The organism is Streptomyces sp. H27-H5 (genome assembly GCF_026627505.1).
In the GTDB taxonomy this organism is placed as follows: domain Bacteria; phylum Actinomycetota; class Actinomycetes; order Streptomycetales; family Streptomycetaceae; genus Streptomyces.
In genome coordinates, this window is sequence record NZ_JAPNLK010000127.1 from 1 (window position 1) to 17748 (window position 17748).

The window sequence follows — 17748 nt, forward strand, 5'->3', positions numbered from 1 at the left end:
GCGGGTATGTCCGCCTCGCCGGTCTCGAAGTAGGTGCTGGTGGTGTCGAAGAACAGCAGGTCGACTTCGAGGTTGAGGAGGTCGGCGACGGCCCAGTAGACCTCCTCGGCGAGCTGGTCCTCGATGGTCAACAGCCAGTCCATCGCCCGGTAGCAGGCGTCCTCGCTGGTGGCGGGCAGGCCGGGGATGTGGCTGTCGTGTTCGATCCAGCGGGTCGCGGCGAGCTTCGAGCTGGGGGCCAGGGCACGGTTGGCGACCAGCGCGAACAGCACCCGCTCGGCGGCCGGGTCCAGGCGGCGTCCCTTGAGGAGCTTCTTCATCACGGTGTCGATCCCGATCCGGTGCCACAGGCCGTCCAGGGCATGGGCGCCACCCATCGGGCGGGAGGCCAGGAACGTCAGCTCCGAGCCGGAGGTGACACGCAGGGCCGCGGCCGGGTCGAGGAGCTTGGTCAGAGAGGCGACCAGCCGTTCGATGGCCGGGCGGTCCAGGCGGTCCTCACGGCCGAAGCTGTGCAGGACCCGCGGGCGTGAGGTGCCCGTGGCGGCGTCCCACTCGTTGTGCGCCAGCTGCAGATAGCGCACGGACGAGCCGTCCTTGTTCCTTCTCGCCGTCGCCCGTACATACATGGTTCCAGACCCTAGCACCATCACCACAGGTCAACGCAGGGTAACCACATGAAACGTGTTACTAGGCGACTCTGGCCGTTCCACCAGGCCGAAACCACGTGACCTGCGAGAACACCGTCAACCGTGTCCAGAACCCGCCATCAGCTGCGGAACGCAGGATTGGGGACCGTCGCCGGTCGTTACTGGCCGACGACCTGGATCTCTCCGACCGACACGGTGAACGGCGTCGTCCGAACCTCGGTCAACTGACCGCTACGCCCCCCACCGGTCACGGCCCAATCGATCGTCCACGTGCTCGTCGCGGTGCCCTGATACCTGGCACCCGGCTGACCGGCCGAGGTCGACCGGTAGCGGTGACCACAGTCCGGCGACGGCGACATGCCACGCGCCGCGGTGTACGGCGTACCCGGGGACGCGCAGGTCACTGTCGTCCCGTCGCCCATGCTCCAAGCCACCGACGACACCTTGGCGGTCGCCGTCACCGTGATCCCACCCGCCGACGCCGACGCCGTATTCGGCCCCCACGTCGTGGGACTCTGACCGACCCACATCCACATCGGCACCCCCACCGTGTACCGCCCGTCCGCCTTCGGACTGGCAATCGCAGGCCCGTCCAAGAGCATGCTGTCGACTGCCCGCTGCGCGAGGACGGCCGGGTCGACGGCCGGGGCCGGAGTGTCTTTTGACCAGAAGGTCAGTCCAACGGCTTCGTCGTTTCCGGTCCCGAGGCCGCTGCCGCACGTGTTGACGTAGACGACGCCGTCACCCGGTGAGTGCCCCTCCCATAGGGCGCTTCCGGCTGCGGGTTGCGGTTCAAGCGGACTGATTCCGCATGCGCTTCCATCCACCACACTGCCGGGATGGACACCGCCCCCGCCACCGCCCCCGTCTTTCGTGGGGGTGGGTTTCGTGTTTCCGGCCCCCGGCCGCCCGCTGGTGCCGGCCTCCACACAGAAGCGGAGATCGGCGCAGCCCCCCACAACATCGTCGGCATGGGCGGGGGGTGCGACGATGCCGACAAGAACGAGGCTGTAAAGGACTGCGCCGGCTCTCGCTCTCAGCATGACTGCCCCTGGATCTTCTCCTCGATGAAGACCCATCCAGCCGGCCACTTCTCGGCTGTCAGCGTTGTCTTGTAGCGGAGCAGACGAGTCTTGGACAGTGGGATCTCTGCACCGGTCTTCTTGTTCACCGGCTTCCACTGGGAGACGTCAACGCAGTCGTTGACAAGGGCGGTCTTCAGCTTCGGACCGTCCTTGAAACTGACCTCGGTGCCCGAGTGCTTTGCCTCGCCCGTGATTACCTGGCCTGCACTGCGAAGGCTGGTAAGGCCCTGTTCCGTCTGCGCGTAGGCGGAACCGCTGGCTACCTGCTTCAGGTCGGTACCTGCCGAGTCCGATTTCGCATAAGCCGCCGTGAGGACGGACCAGTAGCGGTCATAGGCGGCTTGCACTTCTGCTTTGTCAGCCTGCAACGGGTCTGTCGAGGCGCTGGCGGCCGAGCTCGGCGCGGTCGACGGGGTAGAGGTCGAGGTGGGAGAGGACGCGGCCTTGCCGTCCTCGCTGTCGTTGGTGCAGCCGGCGGTGAGGGTGGCGACGATGGCGGCTGCGGCGGTGGCGGCGAGGAGTCGGCGGTGGTGGCTGTCGGTTCGGGTGTGCTGTCGTGCCTTTGTCACGGGTACCCCCGGGTGGTTACTTCGTCGGGCGGGTGGGTTGGGCGCCTACCCGGGCCGCGGAATCGCTGATGCAACGAGTGCGTACGTGGTTGCGGTGCAGTCGTATAGCGCACCCTACGACGTCAACGCGTCAGCTTCTATGGGGTTCTTGGGGTGCAGGTGATCGAACGTTACCTTTGCCCGGGATTGTGGATCAGGCATATGCCGTACAGCCGTTGAGGTGCGGGTTTGTTCATAGCCGGCGTTGAGAATCAGCCTAAGAAGTCATTCCGGCATCGGCTGGCTTGATTCATCTGTTCTGGCTGATTCTTTGCTGTTGGTAACGGTGGCGAAGGTAAGCCTAAGCAGGTGCGGTTCTGGATCGAGCATGGCCGGTGGACCTCACCGGTGCACTCACCGGTGACGTCGGATTGGGTCACGATCGGGGCTCGCGCACCGGTGAGGATGTACGACGTCCTCGGCCTGGCCGCCAGCTCCGGCGGTGACACCGTCGCCCACGCCCCCGCCGCGTAAGCCGGGCGAAACGCGTGTGGTCCGCCCGCAGGATGGCGCGGGCCAAACACGCCTGCGTGCCATGGCCAGCCATACGTGACGGTTGTGCCGCTGCGGGGTGCAGGGCGTTTGTATCGGCGGTGGGGCCGACGGCAGCCAGCCAGGACACGGCCTTGAGAAAAGATCTGGGATCGGGGGGAACGGCGCTCTGAGCGCCGCGACTTCCCCCAGGTCACGCGGTATGCGTCGTGTACATGCCATGCATCCCGGGCGCGCACGGCGTCATGAGTTCCACCTGCCGGCCGGTCTCCCGAGAGCGGTGATCAGGCACCGCTCTCGGGGTGGCGTCACAGCTCTGTCCAGCCGCGGGGTTCGCGGTCTCCGGTGAGGGGTGTCCAGATCTTGGCGTGCGGGCCTTCGGCTTCGAGGTCGTCGAGGACGGTCGCTCCGAGCGGGACGGAGGTCCCGAGACGGGTGACGAGATCGTGGTCGGCGGCCATGTGCCGCAGGTCGCTGATCCGGTTGTTCAGCGTCGGCCGTGCCGCACCGGTGAGGACGAACAGGACGCGGGGGAAGCGGGGATAGAAGCGCTGCCACGCGAGCATCGAGGCGCCCTGGTCGGCGACGGTGCCGCGCCTTGGCGGTTGGGGGGTGTAGTCGTGGAAGCGGGCGTAGGAGATGAGTTTGCGGGCCAGGCGTTCACTGCTCATGGTGGCCCGGTCGATCTCCACGAACGCCCGGTACTGGCGGCGGCGCGGCTGGGTGACGGTGTAGTGCAGGACGGCGTCGGCGATCAGCCGGTCCTCGCCGCCGGTGTCGGGGAGTCGGTGGGTGACCTCGGGAACCCAGTCCAGCGGCTCGTACTCGTCCCCCCGCGCACGCGCGTCCGCCAGGAACGCGAGGTGGGCGCGGACACCGGTGAGGGTGTGCGCGGCGCGCAGGCGGGCGGCGGCGGGGCTTTGGATGACGGTCGCGGAACGCCCGCGCAGCTCCGGCCAGTCCTGAACCGCCTGGGCGCCGGTGGGGGTCAGGAAGTAGGCGTGAAGGAAGCCGCTGCCGCCGAGCACGGTGCGGTCGATCAGCCCTTCCTCGCGCAGCGGCGCGAGTTCCTTGTGGATCTTTCGGGGCGGAGTGTTGGGGGTGAGCATCTGGTGGATCTGGTTGGTGGTCAACAGTCGGTGCTGGGCGATCAGGGCGAGGGCCCGGTGGGCGTGGGAGTCTGCGGTGGACGGCTGGGTCATCGTCTCGGTGGTCATGCGTAGGGGTCTCCCTCTTTGGCGTTGCCGGCCGTGGGTTTGGCCTGCTTGGTGAGGAACTCGCGGACCTTGCCCTCTTGGGCGAGTGCGATGGCGGTCCGCTTGGACAGGGGGCGGGCGCCGGCGTTCTTGTGCGCGGCCCGGATGAGCGCGCCGACCTTCTTCGGTTCGGCGAGCTTTCCGAAGACCTCGGCGAGTTCGGGCCCGCGGATCAGCAGGGGCCCGATCCGCTTGCCGGCGACGGTGAAAGAGGCGTAGTGCCACCACCGGTCGAGGCCCGCGACGTCGCGGGGGGTGATGGTGCCGGGCCACTGGTCGGTGATCTCCGCGATCGCGTCGATCGACCCGGCCGTCGTGGACAAGCAAGACGCGTTCTGCATCAGGGCGGAGCGGGTGGTGGGGCTGAGCCGGTGCAGGAGCTGCGTCATCCCGTGCAGGCGGCATCCGAACTTGCGGAGCTACTCGGTGATCTCCGCGAGGACGCTGGAAGTGCCCTGGTCCAGTGAGATCAGCTCGTCGAGGTAGAAACGGAAAGAGCGGCGCCGCTTCTCGGGGAGGTCGCGCCGGGACAGGCCGGCTCGGAGGAAGTCGTGGACGATCAGTGACACCAACAGCCTGTCGGTGGGCCCGGTCCCGGGCGGGCAGATCCACAACACGTGACCTTGGTCCATGGCGCGGCGCATGTCGTAGCCGCTGAGCGGGCACCCCAGGAACGCCCGGACGACGGGGGAGGACCCCAGCCGTTCCAGGGGGTTCAGGACGACCGACAGGCCGTCTTTCGGGATGTCGGGGAAGGTGGTCATCCACCACGACCGGGCTTCCGGTTCCAGCGCGGCGAGTACGAGATGACGAAACGCCGGATCGGTGAGCAGGGTACGGATCTGGAAGATGGTGGCCTGCCGGGTCTCGGCGCCGGCCGCGACTGCGGCGACATTGACCGACACCAGCGCCTCGACGGCCTTCGTCAGGATGGTCAGCGCGCGCGGCGCGCTCACATCCCCCCAGCCCAGGGCGCTCGCGAACGCCTCGATCACCGCGGCGCTGACCTCGTGGGCGGGCTGCCGGCTGCTCATGTCGATCAGGTTCCAAGAACCGAGCATGTCGTCGTCCCCGCGCACCGTCAGGTCGAAGAGCGCTACCCGGTCCATCAGGTCGTCGTGCGCGAGGTACTTGGCGACGTCGCCGAAGGAGTCGCCGTGCGGGTCGACGAACGCGAGACCGCGCCCGTTGTGGGCGCTCGCGATGGCCTGGACCTGCGCGCGCATGGTCTTGCCCCAACCGGCCTTGCCGGACTGGACCTCGAACAGGGTGTCGTCCTCCGGGGTGGCCAGGAGCCGCATTCGCCCGTCGGGTCCCCGATACCAGCCTTGCGGAACCAGGTCCTTGCCCTTTTCGTAGGTCGGGATGTCGCCTTCCATCAACGCCACCCGCGCCGCCGCGGTGGTCGGCTTCAGGAACCCGGCCAACTCCTCGATGTGGGCCCACCCGCCCCGCGCCGGCCGCATCAGCGCGGTGGCCCAACGCCGGTCGAAGCGGTCCCGCCACGGCCACCGGTCCGGGCCGATCCGTACCGGCCCGAGCGACCAGCCGATCGAGGACAGACGCGAGGCGCCCGCGTAGACGTCCATGGCCGCACTGATCCGCGCCATCCGCTGTTCCGGGTGCCCGTCCTTGTCCGAGGCGCAGCGCACCATGATCTGTACCCGCACCAGCCCCGGGCTGTGGGCGAGCTTGCCCAGGACCTCGTCGCGGTCGAGTCGGCGGGGTTGGGGTGAGATCACCATCTGCCCGCGCGGGGTGCCCCGCCATTCGGCCGGGTCGAGGAGCTTGCCCAGGGCGACGGGGACACTGTCACCGCCGGTGTTCTGGGTGACCCACCGCGCGTCCCGCCTCGCATCCCGCCGCGCCTTCTCGCGCGCCCGCTGCATCGTCTGGAGGCGGCGGGCGGCCAGGTGCCAGCGGGGCGCGGGGGAGAGGTCCACACACACCTCGGCCATGTCCCCCAGGTCGGCGTTCAAGCCGGCGACGGCGTCGAGGAGCGGTTGCAACGGATCGGGATCCAACGGCACGTCGCGCAGGCGGGATCCGGGCTCACCGTGCAACGTGAGCACCGCCCGCACCACGTGATCGCGCCGCTTGTCCGCGACCGGAGCGCACGGCTTCACGCGGACCCGCTCACCGTATGGCGTCTGCGTCAGCAGGTCGTGCGCGCTCGCCGGGGCCTCGATGCGGTAGGTCAGGGCTCGCACGCCGTCGGCGCGCAACCGCAGGCGCAGCGTCCTGGCCCGCCGTGGTGTCCACCACGGCCCCGACCCGGCGGCCCGCACCAGCTGCATGCCCTGGCGCCAGATCTGTTCCGGGGTGGGGTCGAAGTGCGGCGCGGGCGTCACCTCGAAATAGGTCCGCCGCAAGAGCGCTTCCGTGGCCAAGCGCCGTTGCACGGCCTCCCACCCGATCCACACGACGGCCGCGGCCAGCGCGAGCCACCACGCGTTCGCCAACATCCAGTCGGCGAACCCCGCCAGGGCGTCGAGCAACGCGGCGCCCGTGGTGAGTACGCCGGACGCCATCAGATGCGGTTCCATGCTCCTGCTCCGTTCTGGGTGTAGAGGACGGTCGCGGTGCGTCCGTCGAGGAAGGTTCCGGCCGGGTCGGCCCCGGCCCACACCAGCCGCACCACCGCCCGTGGGGGCGCCTTCTGCGGGGTCTGGTACCTGCCGGTGGAGGTCCGCGGTGTCGGGGTGGTGTCGCGGCGGGCGGTGGCGGCCTGGATCCGCAGGCGGGTGTACCGGGCGGTTTCGCCGAGCCACGCCGTGCGCCCCAGGGCGAGTAGCCGTTGTTCGTCGTGGGCGGGGAGGTCCGGTGTGCTGGCCCGGTCGAGGGCGCGTTGGATGATCGGGTCCGCGGCCGGTCCCGAGTCGGGCGGTGGGAGCTCGCCCGGCGCCGACGCGGTGCCGGGTTGTGTCGGTCGGGCCGGCTCCGATGGCGCTGAAGCGGCGTCCGTTGCCGGCTGCCCCGGGGCGTCGTGCCCGGTGGGTGACGGGCCCGCCACCGCTTCGCGGCCTTCGGGCCGCGAAGCTGGGGATGCGGGGGAGTTCGCGATGGCCGCGCTTCGAGGTTGGGTGGAGCCGGCAGAACGCTCCGGGGCGGGTGCCCGTAGCCCGAGGTGGAGGAGGAGTGTTCCGGCGGTGGTGAGGATGGCGGCGGTCGCGAGGAGTCGGGCGCCGGTCCAGTGGGAGGTGTTCACAGGAGCCTCGTGCCGCCCGCGTAGTCGGGCATGGCGGTCACGGGGTCGATGCGGACCGGTTTCCCGGGGCGGGGCGCGTTGATCATCTTTCCGTCTCCGAGGTAGATGCCCACGTGATGGATGAGGGAATCGGCCGTGGGGCTGTAGCCGTAGAAGATGAGGTCACCCGGCCGCAGCGCGCTGATCCCGGCCGACGCGGGGATCCGCCGGCCGACGCCGGCTTGGGCGGCCGCGGTGCGGGGGAGGTTGATGCCGGCTTTCGCGAACGCGTACTGGGTGAGCCCGGAGCAGTCGAAGCCGGTCACGGTGCGGCCGTCCTGCCCGCCCGGCGAGCAGCAGATCCCCGTCGTGGCCCCGCTGGGGCCGCCCCCGCCCCAGGAGTACGGCTGTCCCTGTTGGGCCAGGGCGGCTTGGATGACGGCGCCGACGTTCCCCGAGGGCATGGCCGGGACCTTGCCCAAGGAGTCGTAGCGGTCGATGCCGCTCATGACGTCGTCCACGTACGCCCACGACAAGTTGTAGGTGTGGATGGCCGCCCGAAGCTGCTCCCGATCGGTCAGGTCGCGGCCTTTCCCGCACAGGTAGACGGCGGCCGACAGGGCGGCATCGTCGGCGTTGTGCGGGTTGACCACCTTGTCGCCGTTGCCGTCCTTCCCATACGCGCGGAAGGTCTCGGGCAGGAACTGGAAGGGACCGACCGCTCGTTCGTACTGGTCGTCGCCGTCCCACAGTCCCCCGTCGGTGTCGGTGATCGCGGTGGTGTTCCCGCCGGCTCCGGATCCGTCCAGGCGGAGGCCGATGATGCGCGGGGTGATGTCCCCGCTCGTCCCGACCGCGTGACCGGCGGCGTGGTCGGACTCGATGCGGGCGATCCCGGCCAGGACCTGCCACCGCATCCCCTTGCACCCGGCCACATGCGCGGTGACTTGGGCAGCGCCGGTGAGGTAGGCGGCCATCATCCGTTCCGGGACCCCGGCCTCGGCCGCGCTCACCCCTGCGGTCACCGGCCCTGACCCCGCCTGGCTCGTGGCCGCCACCGACATGAACACGCTGGCGGTGCACCCCACAGCCGCCAACAAGAGCACGAAGCCCAAGCATCCGAGCTTCTTCCAGGCCTTCACTGGTCACCGCCGCCCGTGCGGTCGGCTTCGCGGCGACGTCGCGCGGTGTCGGCCTGTTCCTGGAAGCGGCGGCGCAACCGGTCGGCGTTCGCGTTGCTCGCGTTGTCGGCCCGGGATTCGGGCGCGGGGTACGGAGTGGGTCGTGCGTCGCCGGTGGGTGCGGAGCTGTACGGGGACGGGGTGGTGGGTCGCGGGCGGATCGGTTCAGGACGCGGGGTCGCCTCCGTCATGAAACTGCCCGACGTCGCAGGGGCCGCGGGTGCGGGGCGAGGGCTGGGCGTGGTGCGCGGGGTCGGCGTGGACAGGGGTGTCGACGGAATGCGGGTGGCGAGGTCGGGCCCGGAGGTGGGGCGGATCCGGGAAGGCGCGGGCATGCTGCCGCCGTCCCTGCCGGGGGGTGTGCCAAGGCGGGTGATGCCGGCGCGGGGGCGGGGGGCCGCTTCGGGGGCGGCGGGGGTGGAGGTGTAGATGGCGGCGCTGATCGCGGTGTCGCGGATGCCCCTGTGGGCCAACTGGCCGGCCTCGTGGGTGCCGTCGATCAGCGGCTGCCAGGATGCGGCGTCCTCCCGTAGGCGGTGGTGGGCGACGTCGAGTTGCTGGCGGACGTCGGTGGTGAACTCCGATTTGGCGGCGTTCGCGCGGCGCAGGTGAACCGGGATGCGGGCGCCTTCGCGGTCTCGGGCGCGGCGACCTCCGCCGGCGATCCCTCGATCGCGAGCGGGCCGCCGTTCTCGCCGCCGTTCCCGGTCACCGCGAAGTACCGCGCCGCGGGGGCGGGGACGGCCGTCGAGCCGGCCGCTGGCGTGGGTTCGGTTCGGTCGGTGACGGCCGCGACCACCACGGTCCACGCCCCACCCGGGGCGAGCATCGTGCGCAGGGGCACCACCCGGGCACCCGCCAGCTTCTCCTTCTGCTCGCCGGTGCGCTTGGGAAGTTCGGCTTCGGGGGCCATGGCGCGCACGGCGGTCCCGACGGTGTTGTCGGGGTTGGCGGCGTCGGCGCGAAGCCACAGGTCGACGAACATCGCGGCCGTGCCGGCCGGGTCGGCGGCCGGTCGGGCCGTGTCCTGGACGCTGGGCGCGGGTGCGGCCTGGGCGGTCGTGGTGCGGGGCGTGAGGAAGGCGACGGCCAGGGCGAGGGGGCCGGCCGCGAGCGCGGTCCACACCCCGATCCGGATCAGGTTCGGGCCGCGAGAGACGGATCCTGCGGCCGGGACGGTCTCCGGTCGCGTGGTCCGCAACGGGGTCGAGGCGGTTCGGCGGATGCGCCGTGACGGGCGGGGTGGGCGAGTGGTCGGGCTGGTCATCGTGGTGCCTCCGGGGGAGTGGGATTCGCTCTGCCCCAGGCAACGGCGCCGACCTCACCGGTTCGCTCACCACGGCCAGCCCTTCGGTGTCACGAGGAGACAACTCCTTGGCGTGGTGAGTCACCGGTGACTCACCACGACACCGGTGAAACTCCCCACCGCAGGTCACAGGCCTGCAAGTGGCGAACTCACCGGGCGCCGCGCGGAGCGCTGGCGAAAGTCACCGGCTCACTCACCGGCCCGGCGGCCGTTGCCCCGTGCAGTCACCGCCCCAAGTCACCGGCTCCAAACGACGGGGCGGTGAGTCACCGCACGACTCACCGGCCCGACCCGCGTTCGGATCGTGCGTCGTTTCGGCCGTATGGAGGCGCCTGCCATGCCTGCGTCACGCACGGCATCCACAGTGATCTTGGAAGGGAGCGACAGACGACCGCTGAGGAGACAGTCGGGTGACGTTGCGACCGCCGGTACAGCCGATGCTCGCCCAGGCCGCGGAGTCGGTGCCGGGCCCCGGCGTGCTCGGCCCACTGGCCTTCGAGCAGAAGTTCGACGGATTCAGGGCGCTGCTGTTCACCCCAGGCGGGCCGGGCGGGCGGGTGCTGGTGCAGTCCCGGCGCGGCGCCCTGATCCAGGACCGGTTCCCCGACCTCGTCGCGGCCGCCGAACAGCAACTGCCCGACGGCCTGGTCCTCGACGGCGAACTCCTCGTCTGGGACCCCGAGGCGGGCCGACTGTCCTTCGAGGCGCTGCAACGCCGCGCCGCCGTCCGCGGCCGCAACGCCCCGACCCTGGCGGCCCGCTGGCCCGCCTACTTCGTCGCCTTCGACATCCTCCAGACGGGCGGCGAAGAGATCGTCAACCGCCCCTACGTCGAGCGGCGCGCACTGCTTGAGGATCTCTTCGCCGACCATGGGCTGACGGCTCCGTGGACGCTGTGCCCCATGACGACCGACCTGGCCACCGCCCGGGAATGGCTGGAGTCATGGACCGACGTCTCCGGCGTCGAGGGCCTGGTCGTGAAAGGCATGAACCAGCGCTACACCCAAGCCGCCAGAGGCTGGTACAAGATCCGCCGAAGAGACACCACCGAAGCCGTCATCGGCGCCGTGACCGGGACTCTCGCCCGCCCGCAGCTCCTCGTCCTCGGCCGCCACGACCTGGCGGGCCGGCTTCGCGCGGTCGGCCGAACGGTGCCCCTGCGCCCGGACGCGTCCCGCCTGGTCGGCGAACACCTGGCCGCTGCCGCACCCGGACACCCGTGGACCGGAGTCCGCTTTACCTCCGCGTGGGGGTCACGCGACGTACTGGACGCGACGCTCGTCCGCCCGGACCTGGTGGCGGAAGTCAGCGCGGATCGGGCCATCGACCGCGGCGGCGTCTTCCGCCACCCCCTGCGATTCAAGCGACTGCGCACGGACGTCAGGGTGGAGGACGTCCCCCGGTTCGGCGCCGGACCGGCCTCGGCCGCCGGGTAGGGAGCGGACCCGGGGAGGACATGCCGGGCCTTCGGTTTCTGCGCGATACGGTCCGGCAGGCGGGCGGGGGAGTGTTCCGAAAGCCCGTCGATGGCCCTCGTCTCGCCCTAGGGTGAGGGTATGATTCCTGACTTTGTATCAGATCTGCGGAAAGCGGTCGGTCCCGATTGTCTTCTGTGGCTGCCCGGGGTGGTCGGGGTTGTCCTTGACGAGCACGGGCGGGTTCTCCTGCAACGTCGCTCCGCCGCGGGGTTGTGGACGCCACTCAGCGGGATTCTGGAGCCCGGCGAGGCGCCGGCCGCCGGGGTGATGCGAGAGGTGGCGGAGGAAACTGGCGTGCGGGTGGTGGTGGAGCGCCTGGCGGCGGTGACGGCTTCCCCGCCGGTGCGACACGGTAACGGTGACCGGGCGCAGTACCTGGAACTCGTCTTCGCCTGCCGCCCGACGGATCCGGGCCAGTCGCCTCGGGTCTGCGACGACGAGTCGGTGGACGTCGGCTGGTTCCCGTTGAACGCCCTGCCGCCGATGAGCGAGCGGATGCGGGAGATCATCGCGATGGTCGAGAAGGACGAGCCCCAGGCTTGGTTCGCGCCTGCACCGTGACGGCTGTAGCGGCCCCGCCCGCCCTGCCCTGCCTCGTCAGACGCATTGTGTCCCGTTGTCGGCCGGTGGTGGGCGAGGACCGCCGCACCGCTGTGGTTCAGGCCAGGGCTTGGCCGAGGAGGTCTTGAGGGCGACCGGTGAGCGTGCGGTGGAGGGTGGTGGCCCTGGTACGGATGAGTCCTTCCCGGTAGGGGCCGGGGAGTCGGCCGAAGATGCCGGCCGCCATGTCGGCTGCCGCGCTGGGGTCTCCGTCGGCGCGCAGGCAGGCGGCGGTGTCCATCGCCAGCAGGGCACGGGTCATCACCGAGGGGGAGCCGGTCAGCGCGAGGGCCTGGTCCTGGGCTTGATAGGCGGCCGTGGTGTTTCCGAGCAGGGTGTACGCCTGGGACAGATGGACGTGGTGCTTCTGCTCGGGATAGCCGAGCCAGGTGTCCGCGGTCGCGTCGCCGTCGAGGCGTTCGGCCAGGGAGCGGACATCCTCCAGCGCGGCGGTTGCTCCGCGCTTGTCGCCGAGGGCGGCCAGGGAGCGGGCGGTGACGGCGGCGGCGAGCGCGCCGGCCGCGGTGGGGGCGCGCCCGGCCTCCCGGCGGGCCTGGGCGGCGATCTTGGCCGCGGCTGCGGGGGCGCCGTAGTTGAGGGGGACCATGGCCTGACGGGCGAGGACCCAGGCGGTCATGCGGCGATCACCGGATTCGCGGGCGGCCCTGGCGGCGGTGCTGAACCATCCATGTGCGTCGCGTTGGTCACCGCGGTCGTGCTGGACGATGGCGACCAGCCCGGCGATGCCGGCGGCGGTGCGGGTCAGATCCGCGCGCTCGCGTACCGGGTGAGGGCGGGCCAGGGCTTGACCGAGGAGGTCGAGGTCCTGGCGCATCTCGGCGAGTACGGCATCGGGAGACCGGCCGTGGTACCCGCCGCGGTGCCGCTCGAAGGCGGCCTCAAGGTACTCAAGCTCCCCCTGTGCAGAGCCGGCCAAGGCCCCGTCGATGCCTTCGCGGGCCTGCGCGATGCCAGGCAGCACGCTGGCACCGGCGGCCACGACCGCCAGGCCGAAGTTACGTCGCTTCACGTCGTCCTCCTTGTTGCTCTGGGCCTTTCGGTATCGCTGCGACGTGGCGATGGCCGCGCGCACTTGCTCGACGGTGATCCCGTAGACGGTGGCGATGGTGGAGTGCCAGTGCGGGACGGGAAAACGCTTCTCCGTCTCCCACCGCTTGAGGTTCGCTTGATCGAACGGCCGACCGTGCACCCGCTCGATCAGACCCCCCTGCTGTTCCCGGGTCCGGTCGGCCTTCTCGCGGATAGTCCGAAGTAAGGCGCCGATCCCGCCTGGAGCCACCATGGCACGTCCCCTCCGCCTGCTGCCGGTGTGGAAGCCCATCCTGGCCCCCCAACCTGGTACCGCGCCCCGGAAATGGACCCCTTGCCGGCACCCCCCTTGGAGTGTGCCCGCGCTGCACCATGAGCGCACCCGCCCGGTGGCCCTGCCGGAGCATCCACACCGGGATCGCCCGGCGGCCGTTTCCCTTCCCCTTCGCGGAGGCACCCTCTTGAACCTCTTAATCACCGGCGGCGCCGGCTTCATCGGCTCCGCCCTCACCCAAGCCGTGCGCATCGCCGGACACACGGTCACCCCGCTGGACAACCTGTCGGTCACCTCCCGGCGGCGCCCGAGCCCGAAAGGCCTGACCGTTCGCGACGTCCGGTCTCTGACCTCACAGGACTTGGACGGTGTCGACACGGTCGTGCACCTGGCCGCGCTCAAATCGGTCCCGAAGAGCTTCGAGGTCGGCGGGTTCGAGCACAACGTCGCCGTCGACCGGCACATGATCCACACCTTCGTCGGCTCGACCGCGCGGCGGCTGCTGCTGGCCTCCTCGTGCGAGGTCTACGGCGAGCAGACCGGCCCGCTCGCCGAGAGCGCGCCGTACGCCCCCCGATCCCCCTACGCGGCGGGCAAGGTCGCCACCGAGTTGCTGGCCGGCATCTACCGGCCCCGCCTTGAGGACGGCCGGCAGCTCGGTGTCGTGCGGTTCTTCAACACCTTCGGCCCCCACGAGGACCCCGACGCCGTGGTCCCCGCCTTCCTCGACGCCGTCGCCGAGGACCGCCCGCTGACCATCGACGGCGCCGGCACCCAGGCCCGGGACCTGACCTACATCGACGACGCGGTGACCATGCTTACCCGCGTCCTGGCCGCCCCCGACCTGCTGCCCATCGTCAACTGCGGCTCCGGCCAAGCGGTTTCCATCCACGACCTCGCCGACGCCGTCATCCGCACCGCCGGCCGCGGCACCCTCACCCACGCCCCCGCACGCATCAACGAGATCGCCTCGTTCACCGCCGACCAGACCCTGTTCACCCGCACCTACGGGCCCGTCGACCGCATGCCCCTGGACAAGGCCCTGGCCCTCAGCCTCCAGACCCGCGCCCGCACCCTGACGGCGGCCGCACCCGGCCGGTGAACACCACGAACCTGCTCGCGGTCCCGGCGCGCCTGCCTGCCGGGACCGCGGGCCCTCGCGTCTCACATCCCGGGGAAGGGAACCCGTGAACGATCAGACCCTCCTACCGTCCCTCACCGACACCCGCGCCATCCGCGTCACCGGCGGTCATCGCTTGGAGGGCACGGCCTCGGTGCAGGGCAGCAAGAACGTCGCCTTGCACCTGTATGCCACCGCCCTGCTCGCCGATGAGCCGCTGATCCTGACCGGGATCCCGCACATCCTGGACACTCGGGTCTGCGCGGAGATCCTCACCGGCACCGGCACCGCGGCCCAGATCGTCGGCGACCGCCTCGAAGTGAATCCGGCCACCGCCTGGCACCCCGTGATCCCGGACCAGTTGGGCGGGCGAATCCGCACCACGGCCGTGATGGCCGCCGGCCTGCTGGCCCGAGCCGGGCGGGTTCGCTTCCCCCTGCCGGGCGGTGACGCCTTCTGCCACCGCCTCATCGACCGGCACTTGGCCGCCATGGAGGCTGCCGGCGCCACCCTGGACGTCACCGACACCCACGTCGAGGCCCGCTTGCCCGGCCGGGGCCCGGAGCCGTTTACCACCGACGTGATGACCCAGAAGTGGGGGCCGAGTCTGGGAGCCACGGTCACCGCGATGCTGCTGGCCGCCCGCGCCCGAGGCACCTCCACCATCCTCAACCCCAACTCCGAGCCGGAGGTACTGGAGACCGCCGCACTGCTCGCGGCAGGCGGGGTCGGCATCACCTGGGAGGGCGCCACGGCCCTCCACGTCACCGGCACCGATCACATCACCGGCGGAACCGCCCACGTTCCACCCGACAGGCTGGAGGCCGCCACGCTCGCCTTGGCCGCGGCCATCACCGGCGGAACCGTCCACCTCGACAACGTCCCGGCTTCCACGTTTCCCGCACCCCTCGTGGCGATGCTCGCCGACGCCGGAATCGAGCTGGTCTCGACCGGCGGCGGCACGCTCGCTCGCTGCCCGGCGGGCCCCCGAGCCGTGCAGACGGCCACCGCCTCCGCCACCTGCACGGATATTCAGCCCCCGCTGACCGCATTCCTCACCCAAGCCCCAGGCGTCTCCCGCATCGAGGAACGGATCTACACCGCACGGGCCACCCACGTCGACCCCCTGCGCGCCCTCGGCGCCGCCGTCACCACCGACGGCCCGACCATCACCGTGCACGGCCCGTCCCTCCTGACCGCGGCCCGTGTGGCCGGACAGGACATCCGGGCCGTCGCCGCACTTGTGATCGCAGCGCTCGCGGCCGACGGCACCTCGACCATCCACGGCATCTACCACCTGCAACGCGGCTACGGCAGCCTGCTGCCCAAGCTCGCGTCGCTGGGCGCCACTCTGGAAGTCGTAGAGGAGTAGGCGACCGCGCCGCTTGGGCGAGGAGCAGAGGTCTCCACTTGAAAGTGGTTGGTCCGGCCAGATGAGCCCGCGTCGTCGGGGCACATTGGGAGTGCACGACAAAGGTCTCGACTGACTGGTAGTTGGCGCCCCCACTGGTCGCAGATCCGGGCTGCGGGATGCGCGCTGCTTTTCCAACAGCGAGATCTCACCGGCCAACTCACGGTGGTGTCCGTCGCGCTCATCGTGGCCGTGGCAGCAATGCACATAGGCGCCGGCCCCGCCCTGCCGTTTATCCGTGGTGTCCGCAGTGATCATCGAGTCGATCACACCTGTGCACGCGGCCCCCTGCATCCGAAAGGCAGGGGGCCGCGTGCACGGGGGATCCGCGGTGGTCATCGAGCTCTGAGATCAGATGGCCCCGTCGTTCCTGACGTCAGTGATGAACGAGGTCCAGGCGGTGATCGGGAAGCGCAATGCCGGCCCGCCCCCGTGAGTTTTGGAGTCGCGGACGACTCTGCTGCGCAATTCGTGGGGGTTACGCGGTGAGCTGGTAGGCGAGGCGTTCGAGGCGGCTGGTGCGGGTGCGTCGGAGGGGGCTTTCGGTCCAGTGGGCGTCGAGTCTGATCGCGTTGAGTGCGGTGGCGGAGAAGGCGTGTTGAAGGCGGACTTTCGGCAGGCCGCGGTAGCGGGCGCGGCGGATGCCGGTGATGTCGAGGGCCTGGTTGATGGTTCCCTCGACGCCGGCGCGTAGGGCGTACTTGTTCTTCCAGGTGTCGGTCTTCTGTTCGGCGCGGGCCCGGGCGAGGTTCTCGTGGAGTTCCTCGGGCCGCAGGGTGAGCATGCGGCGCCCGGGTTTCGAGGTGGTGCACCGCTGTTGGAAGGGGCAGCCGCGGCAGGTCAGGACGCTGAAGGTGATCACGATGGCGTCCTTGCCGTGCTGTTTGACGGGGTTCCAGTGGGAGCTGGTGCGGCCGGCGGGGCAGCGGGCCTGGCGGGTCTTCCAGTTGATGGTGAAGGCGTTCTTGTCGAAGCCTTCGGCGGCCTTGGCCTGCGCGGAGTGGTCCAGGAGGACCGGGGTGACCATGCGGGTGCCCTGCTTCAGGGCCTTGGTGATCAGGTCTGCTGAGGGGTAGCCGGAGTCGAGGTAGTGCTCAGCCGGCTTCACGCCGTGCTCGGCGAGACTCCGCTGGATCGGGGCGGTCGCCTTCACGTCCGGGACGGTCGCGTCGGTCGTGTGCACATCGGTGATCAAGTTCGGCTTCACCCCTGCCCCTGCTACCGCGTCGGCGTCGGCGTCGGCGTCGGCGTCGGCGAGTGTGGTGCAGGATTCCGTGAGGTGGATCTTGTAGCCCATCCAGAACAGGTCGTCGCCCTTGGCCGCCCAGCGTGCGTCCGCGTCGTAGGGGGAGGCCAGGCGGAGTTGGCCGGGCGGGACGCCGTCGTCGGCGTCCCGCTTCTTGATCACCTGCCGTCCCCGGGCATCGCTGCGGATGATGTAGGTCTGCACGAGGACCTGCCGCAGCAGGCCCACGGCCTCGATCTCACGGATCCACACCGGGGTATCGTCGGCCCAGGCCGCCCGGCACAAGGCGAGGGCATCCTGGCCGAAGACGTGGGCGAGGCGGTCGCGCTTCGTCTTCGAGGACGGCATCCGCCAGCCGTCGATCCGGGGCCCGTACCGCTCGGCGTACTCCGTCACGTCGATCCGCCCGGCCAGCCAGAGAGGGGCCGCGACCGCCAGGGCCTCCAGCGCCGCCCGCACGCTCTCCCCGGCCAGCTCCAGGCGGTTCAAGTCCCGCACCGCACTGATCACATGCGTCGAGTCGGTGCGCTGCCTGCCCCCGGCCGCCACCAGACCGGCGTCCTTGCAGTGCTCCAGGAGCCGGTCGAAGACCACCCGCTCCATGCCGTTGTCCGCGAGCCGGGCCCTGAACCTGGACAGCACGCTCGCGTCGAAACCGGTATCCGTCAGCTCCATCCCGTGAAGTCGGCCCGGAGCGCGGTTCCGGCCTTTCGGCCGGTCCGTTTCTCCGGACCGCTTCCCGCACCCGCCGTGCGCCTCTCAACGCAACGGGCGCTCCACAAGTCCCTCGGATTCCTTGAGGAT

16 protein-coding genes and 1 pseudogene are annotated in these 17748 nt (G+C 70.6%); 5 read left to right on the plus strand and 12 right to left on the minus strand.

The window, feature by feature from the left end; genetic code table 11:
• Nucleotides 1-629: pseudogene (locus tag OTB19_RS37380) on the minus strand (IS1634 family transposase); the annotation flags it as partial.
• A gap of 378 nt (nt 630-1007) precedes the next feature.
• Here OTB19_RS37380 and OTB19_RS37385 point away from each other — a divergent pair.
• On the plus strand, nt 1008-1169 hold the full coding sequence (locus tag OTB19_RS37385; protein WP_267803256.1) for a hypothetical protein: 162 nt from the start codon (nt 1008-1010) through the stop codon (nt 1167-1169).
• 517 nt (nt 1170-1686) lie between these two features.
• Here OTB19_RS37385 and OTB19_RS37390 read toward each other — a convergent pair.
• From OTB19_RS37390 to OTB19_RS37425, 8 genes are all read right to left on the minus strand, one after another.
• Nucleotides 1687-2304 carry a hypothetical protein gene (locus tag OTB19_RS37390; RefSeq protein WP_267803257.1) on the minus strand — a complete coding sequence of 206 codons (618 nt, stop codon included), beginning with the start codon at nt 2302-2304 and terminating at the stop codon, nt 1687-1689.
• Between the two features lie 839 nt (nt 2305-3143).
• Nucleotides 3144-4052, minus strand: coding sequence for a replication-relaxation family protein (locus OTB19_RS37395; RefSeq protein WP_267803258.1), 909 nt, complete (start codon nt 4050-4052; stop codon nt 3144-3146).
• Nucleotides 4049-4480, minus strand: a complete 432-nt coding sequence (locus OTB19_RS37400) for a hypothetical protein (RefSeq protein WP_267803259.1) — start codon at nt 4478-4480, stop codon at nt 4049-4051. The genes OTB19_RS37395 and OTB19_RS37400 overlap by 4 nt, the downstream gene beginning before the upstream one ends.
• Nucleotides 4481-4510: 30 nt before the next feature.
• Nucleotides 4511-6637 carry an ATP/GTP-binding protein gene (locus OTB19_RS37405; RefSeq protein WP_267803260.1) on the minus strand — a complete coding sequence of 709 codons (2127 nt, stop codon included), beginning with the start codon at nt 6635-6637 and terminating at the stop codon, nt 4511-4513.
• Nucleotides 6622-7299 carry a hypothetical protein gene (locus OTB19_RS37410; protein ID WP_267803261.1) on the minus strand — a complete coding sequence of 226 codons (678 nt, stop codon included), beginning with the start codon at nt 7297-7299 and terminating at the stop codon, nt 6622-6624. The genes OTB19_RS37405 and OTB19_RS37410 overlap by 16 nt, the downstream gene beginning before the upstream one ends.
• Nucleotides 7296-8303, minus strand: a complete 1008-nt coding sequence (locus OTB19_RS37415) for an NlpC/P60 family protein (RefSeq protein WP_267803262.1) — start codon at nt 8301-8303, stop codon at nt 7296-7298. Before OTB19_RS37415 ends, OTB19_RS37410 begins: the two co-directional genes overlap by 4 nt.
• Before the next feature lie 113 nt (nt 8304-8416).
• A complete protein-coding gene (locus tag OTB19_RS37420) occupies nt 8417-8932 on the minus strand; it encodes a hypothetical protein (RefSeq protein WP_267803263.1) in 516 nt (171 codons plus the stop codon).
• A 26-nt stretch (nt 8933-8958) separates the two neighbouring features.
• Nucleotides 8959-9726, minus strand: coding sequence for a hypothetical protein (locus OTB19_RS37425; RefSeq protein ID WP_267803264.1), 768 nt, complete (start codon nt 9724-9726; stop codon nt 8959-8961).
• Between the two features lie 449 nt (nt 9727-10175).
• Between OTB19_RS37425 and OTB19_RS37430 the strand changes: the two genes are divergently transcribed.
• Nucleotides 10176-11201 carry an ATP-dependent DNA ligase gene (locus OTB19_RS37430; protein ID WP_267803265.1) on the plus strand — a complete coding sequence of 342 codons (1026 nt, stop codon included), beginning with the start codon at nt 10176-10178 and terminating at the stop codon, nt 11199-11201.
• Nucleotides 11202-11321: 120 nt separating this feature from the next.
• Nucleotides 11322-11804 (plus strand): NUDIX hydrolase, encoded by a 483-nt coding sequence (locus OTB19_RS37435; RefSeq protein ID WP_267803266.1) that lies wholly within the window; start codon nt 11322-11324, stop codon nt 11802-11804.
• A gap of 97 nt (nt 11805-11901) precedes the next feature.
• Here OTB19_RS37435 and OTB19_RS37440 read toward each other — a convergent pair whose 3' ends face one another.
• Entirely contained in the window at nt 11902-13146 is a 1245-nt protein-coding gene (locus OTB19_RS37440) for a transcriptional regulator (RefSeq protein ID WP_267803267.1), read from the minus strand.
• A 208-nt stretch (nt 13147-13354) separates the two neighbouring features.
• Here OTB19_RS37440 and OTB19_RS37445 point away from each other — a divergent pair, with 208 nt between their 5' ends.
• Both OTB19_RS37445 and OTB19_RS37450 read left to right on the plus strand, forming a co-directional pair.
• Nucleotides 13355-14269 carry an NAD-dependent epimerase/dehydratase family protein gene (locus OTB19_RS37445; protein WP_267803268.1) on the plus strand — a complete coding sequence of 305 codons (915 nt, stop codon included), beginning with the start codon at nt 13355-13357 and terminating at the stop codon, nt 14267-14269.
• An 85-nt stretch (nt 14270-14354) separates the two neighbouring features.
• A complete protein-coding gene (locus OTB19_RS37450; RefSeq protein ID WP_267803269.1) occupies nt 14355-15659 on the plus strand; it encodes a UDP-N-acetylglucosamine 1-carboxyvinyltransferase in 1305 nt (434 codons plus the stop codon).
• 390 nt (nt 15660-16049) lie between these two features.
• Here the strand turns inward: OTB19_RS37450 and OTB19_RS43800 are convergent, their stop codons facing one another.
• Nucleotides 16050-16166 (minus strand): DUF397 domain-containing protein, encoded by a 117-nt coding sequence (locus OTB19_RS43800; RefSeq protein WP_420716990.1) that lies wholly within the window; start codon nt 16164-16166, stop codon nt 16050-16052.
• Nucleotides 16167-16176: 10 nt separating this feature from the next.
• On the minus strand, nt 16177-17619 hold the full coding sequence (locus OTB19_RS37455; protein ID WP_267803270.1) for a transposase: 1443 nt from the start codon (nt 17617-17619) through the stop codon (nt 16177-16179).
• Nucleotides 17620-17748 lie beyond the last annotated feature (129 nt).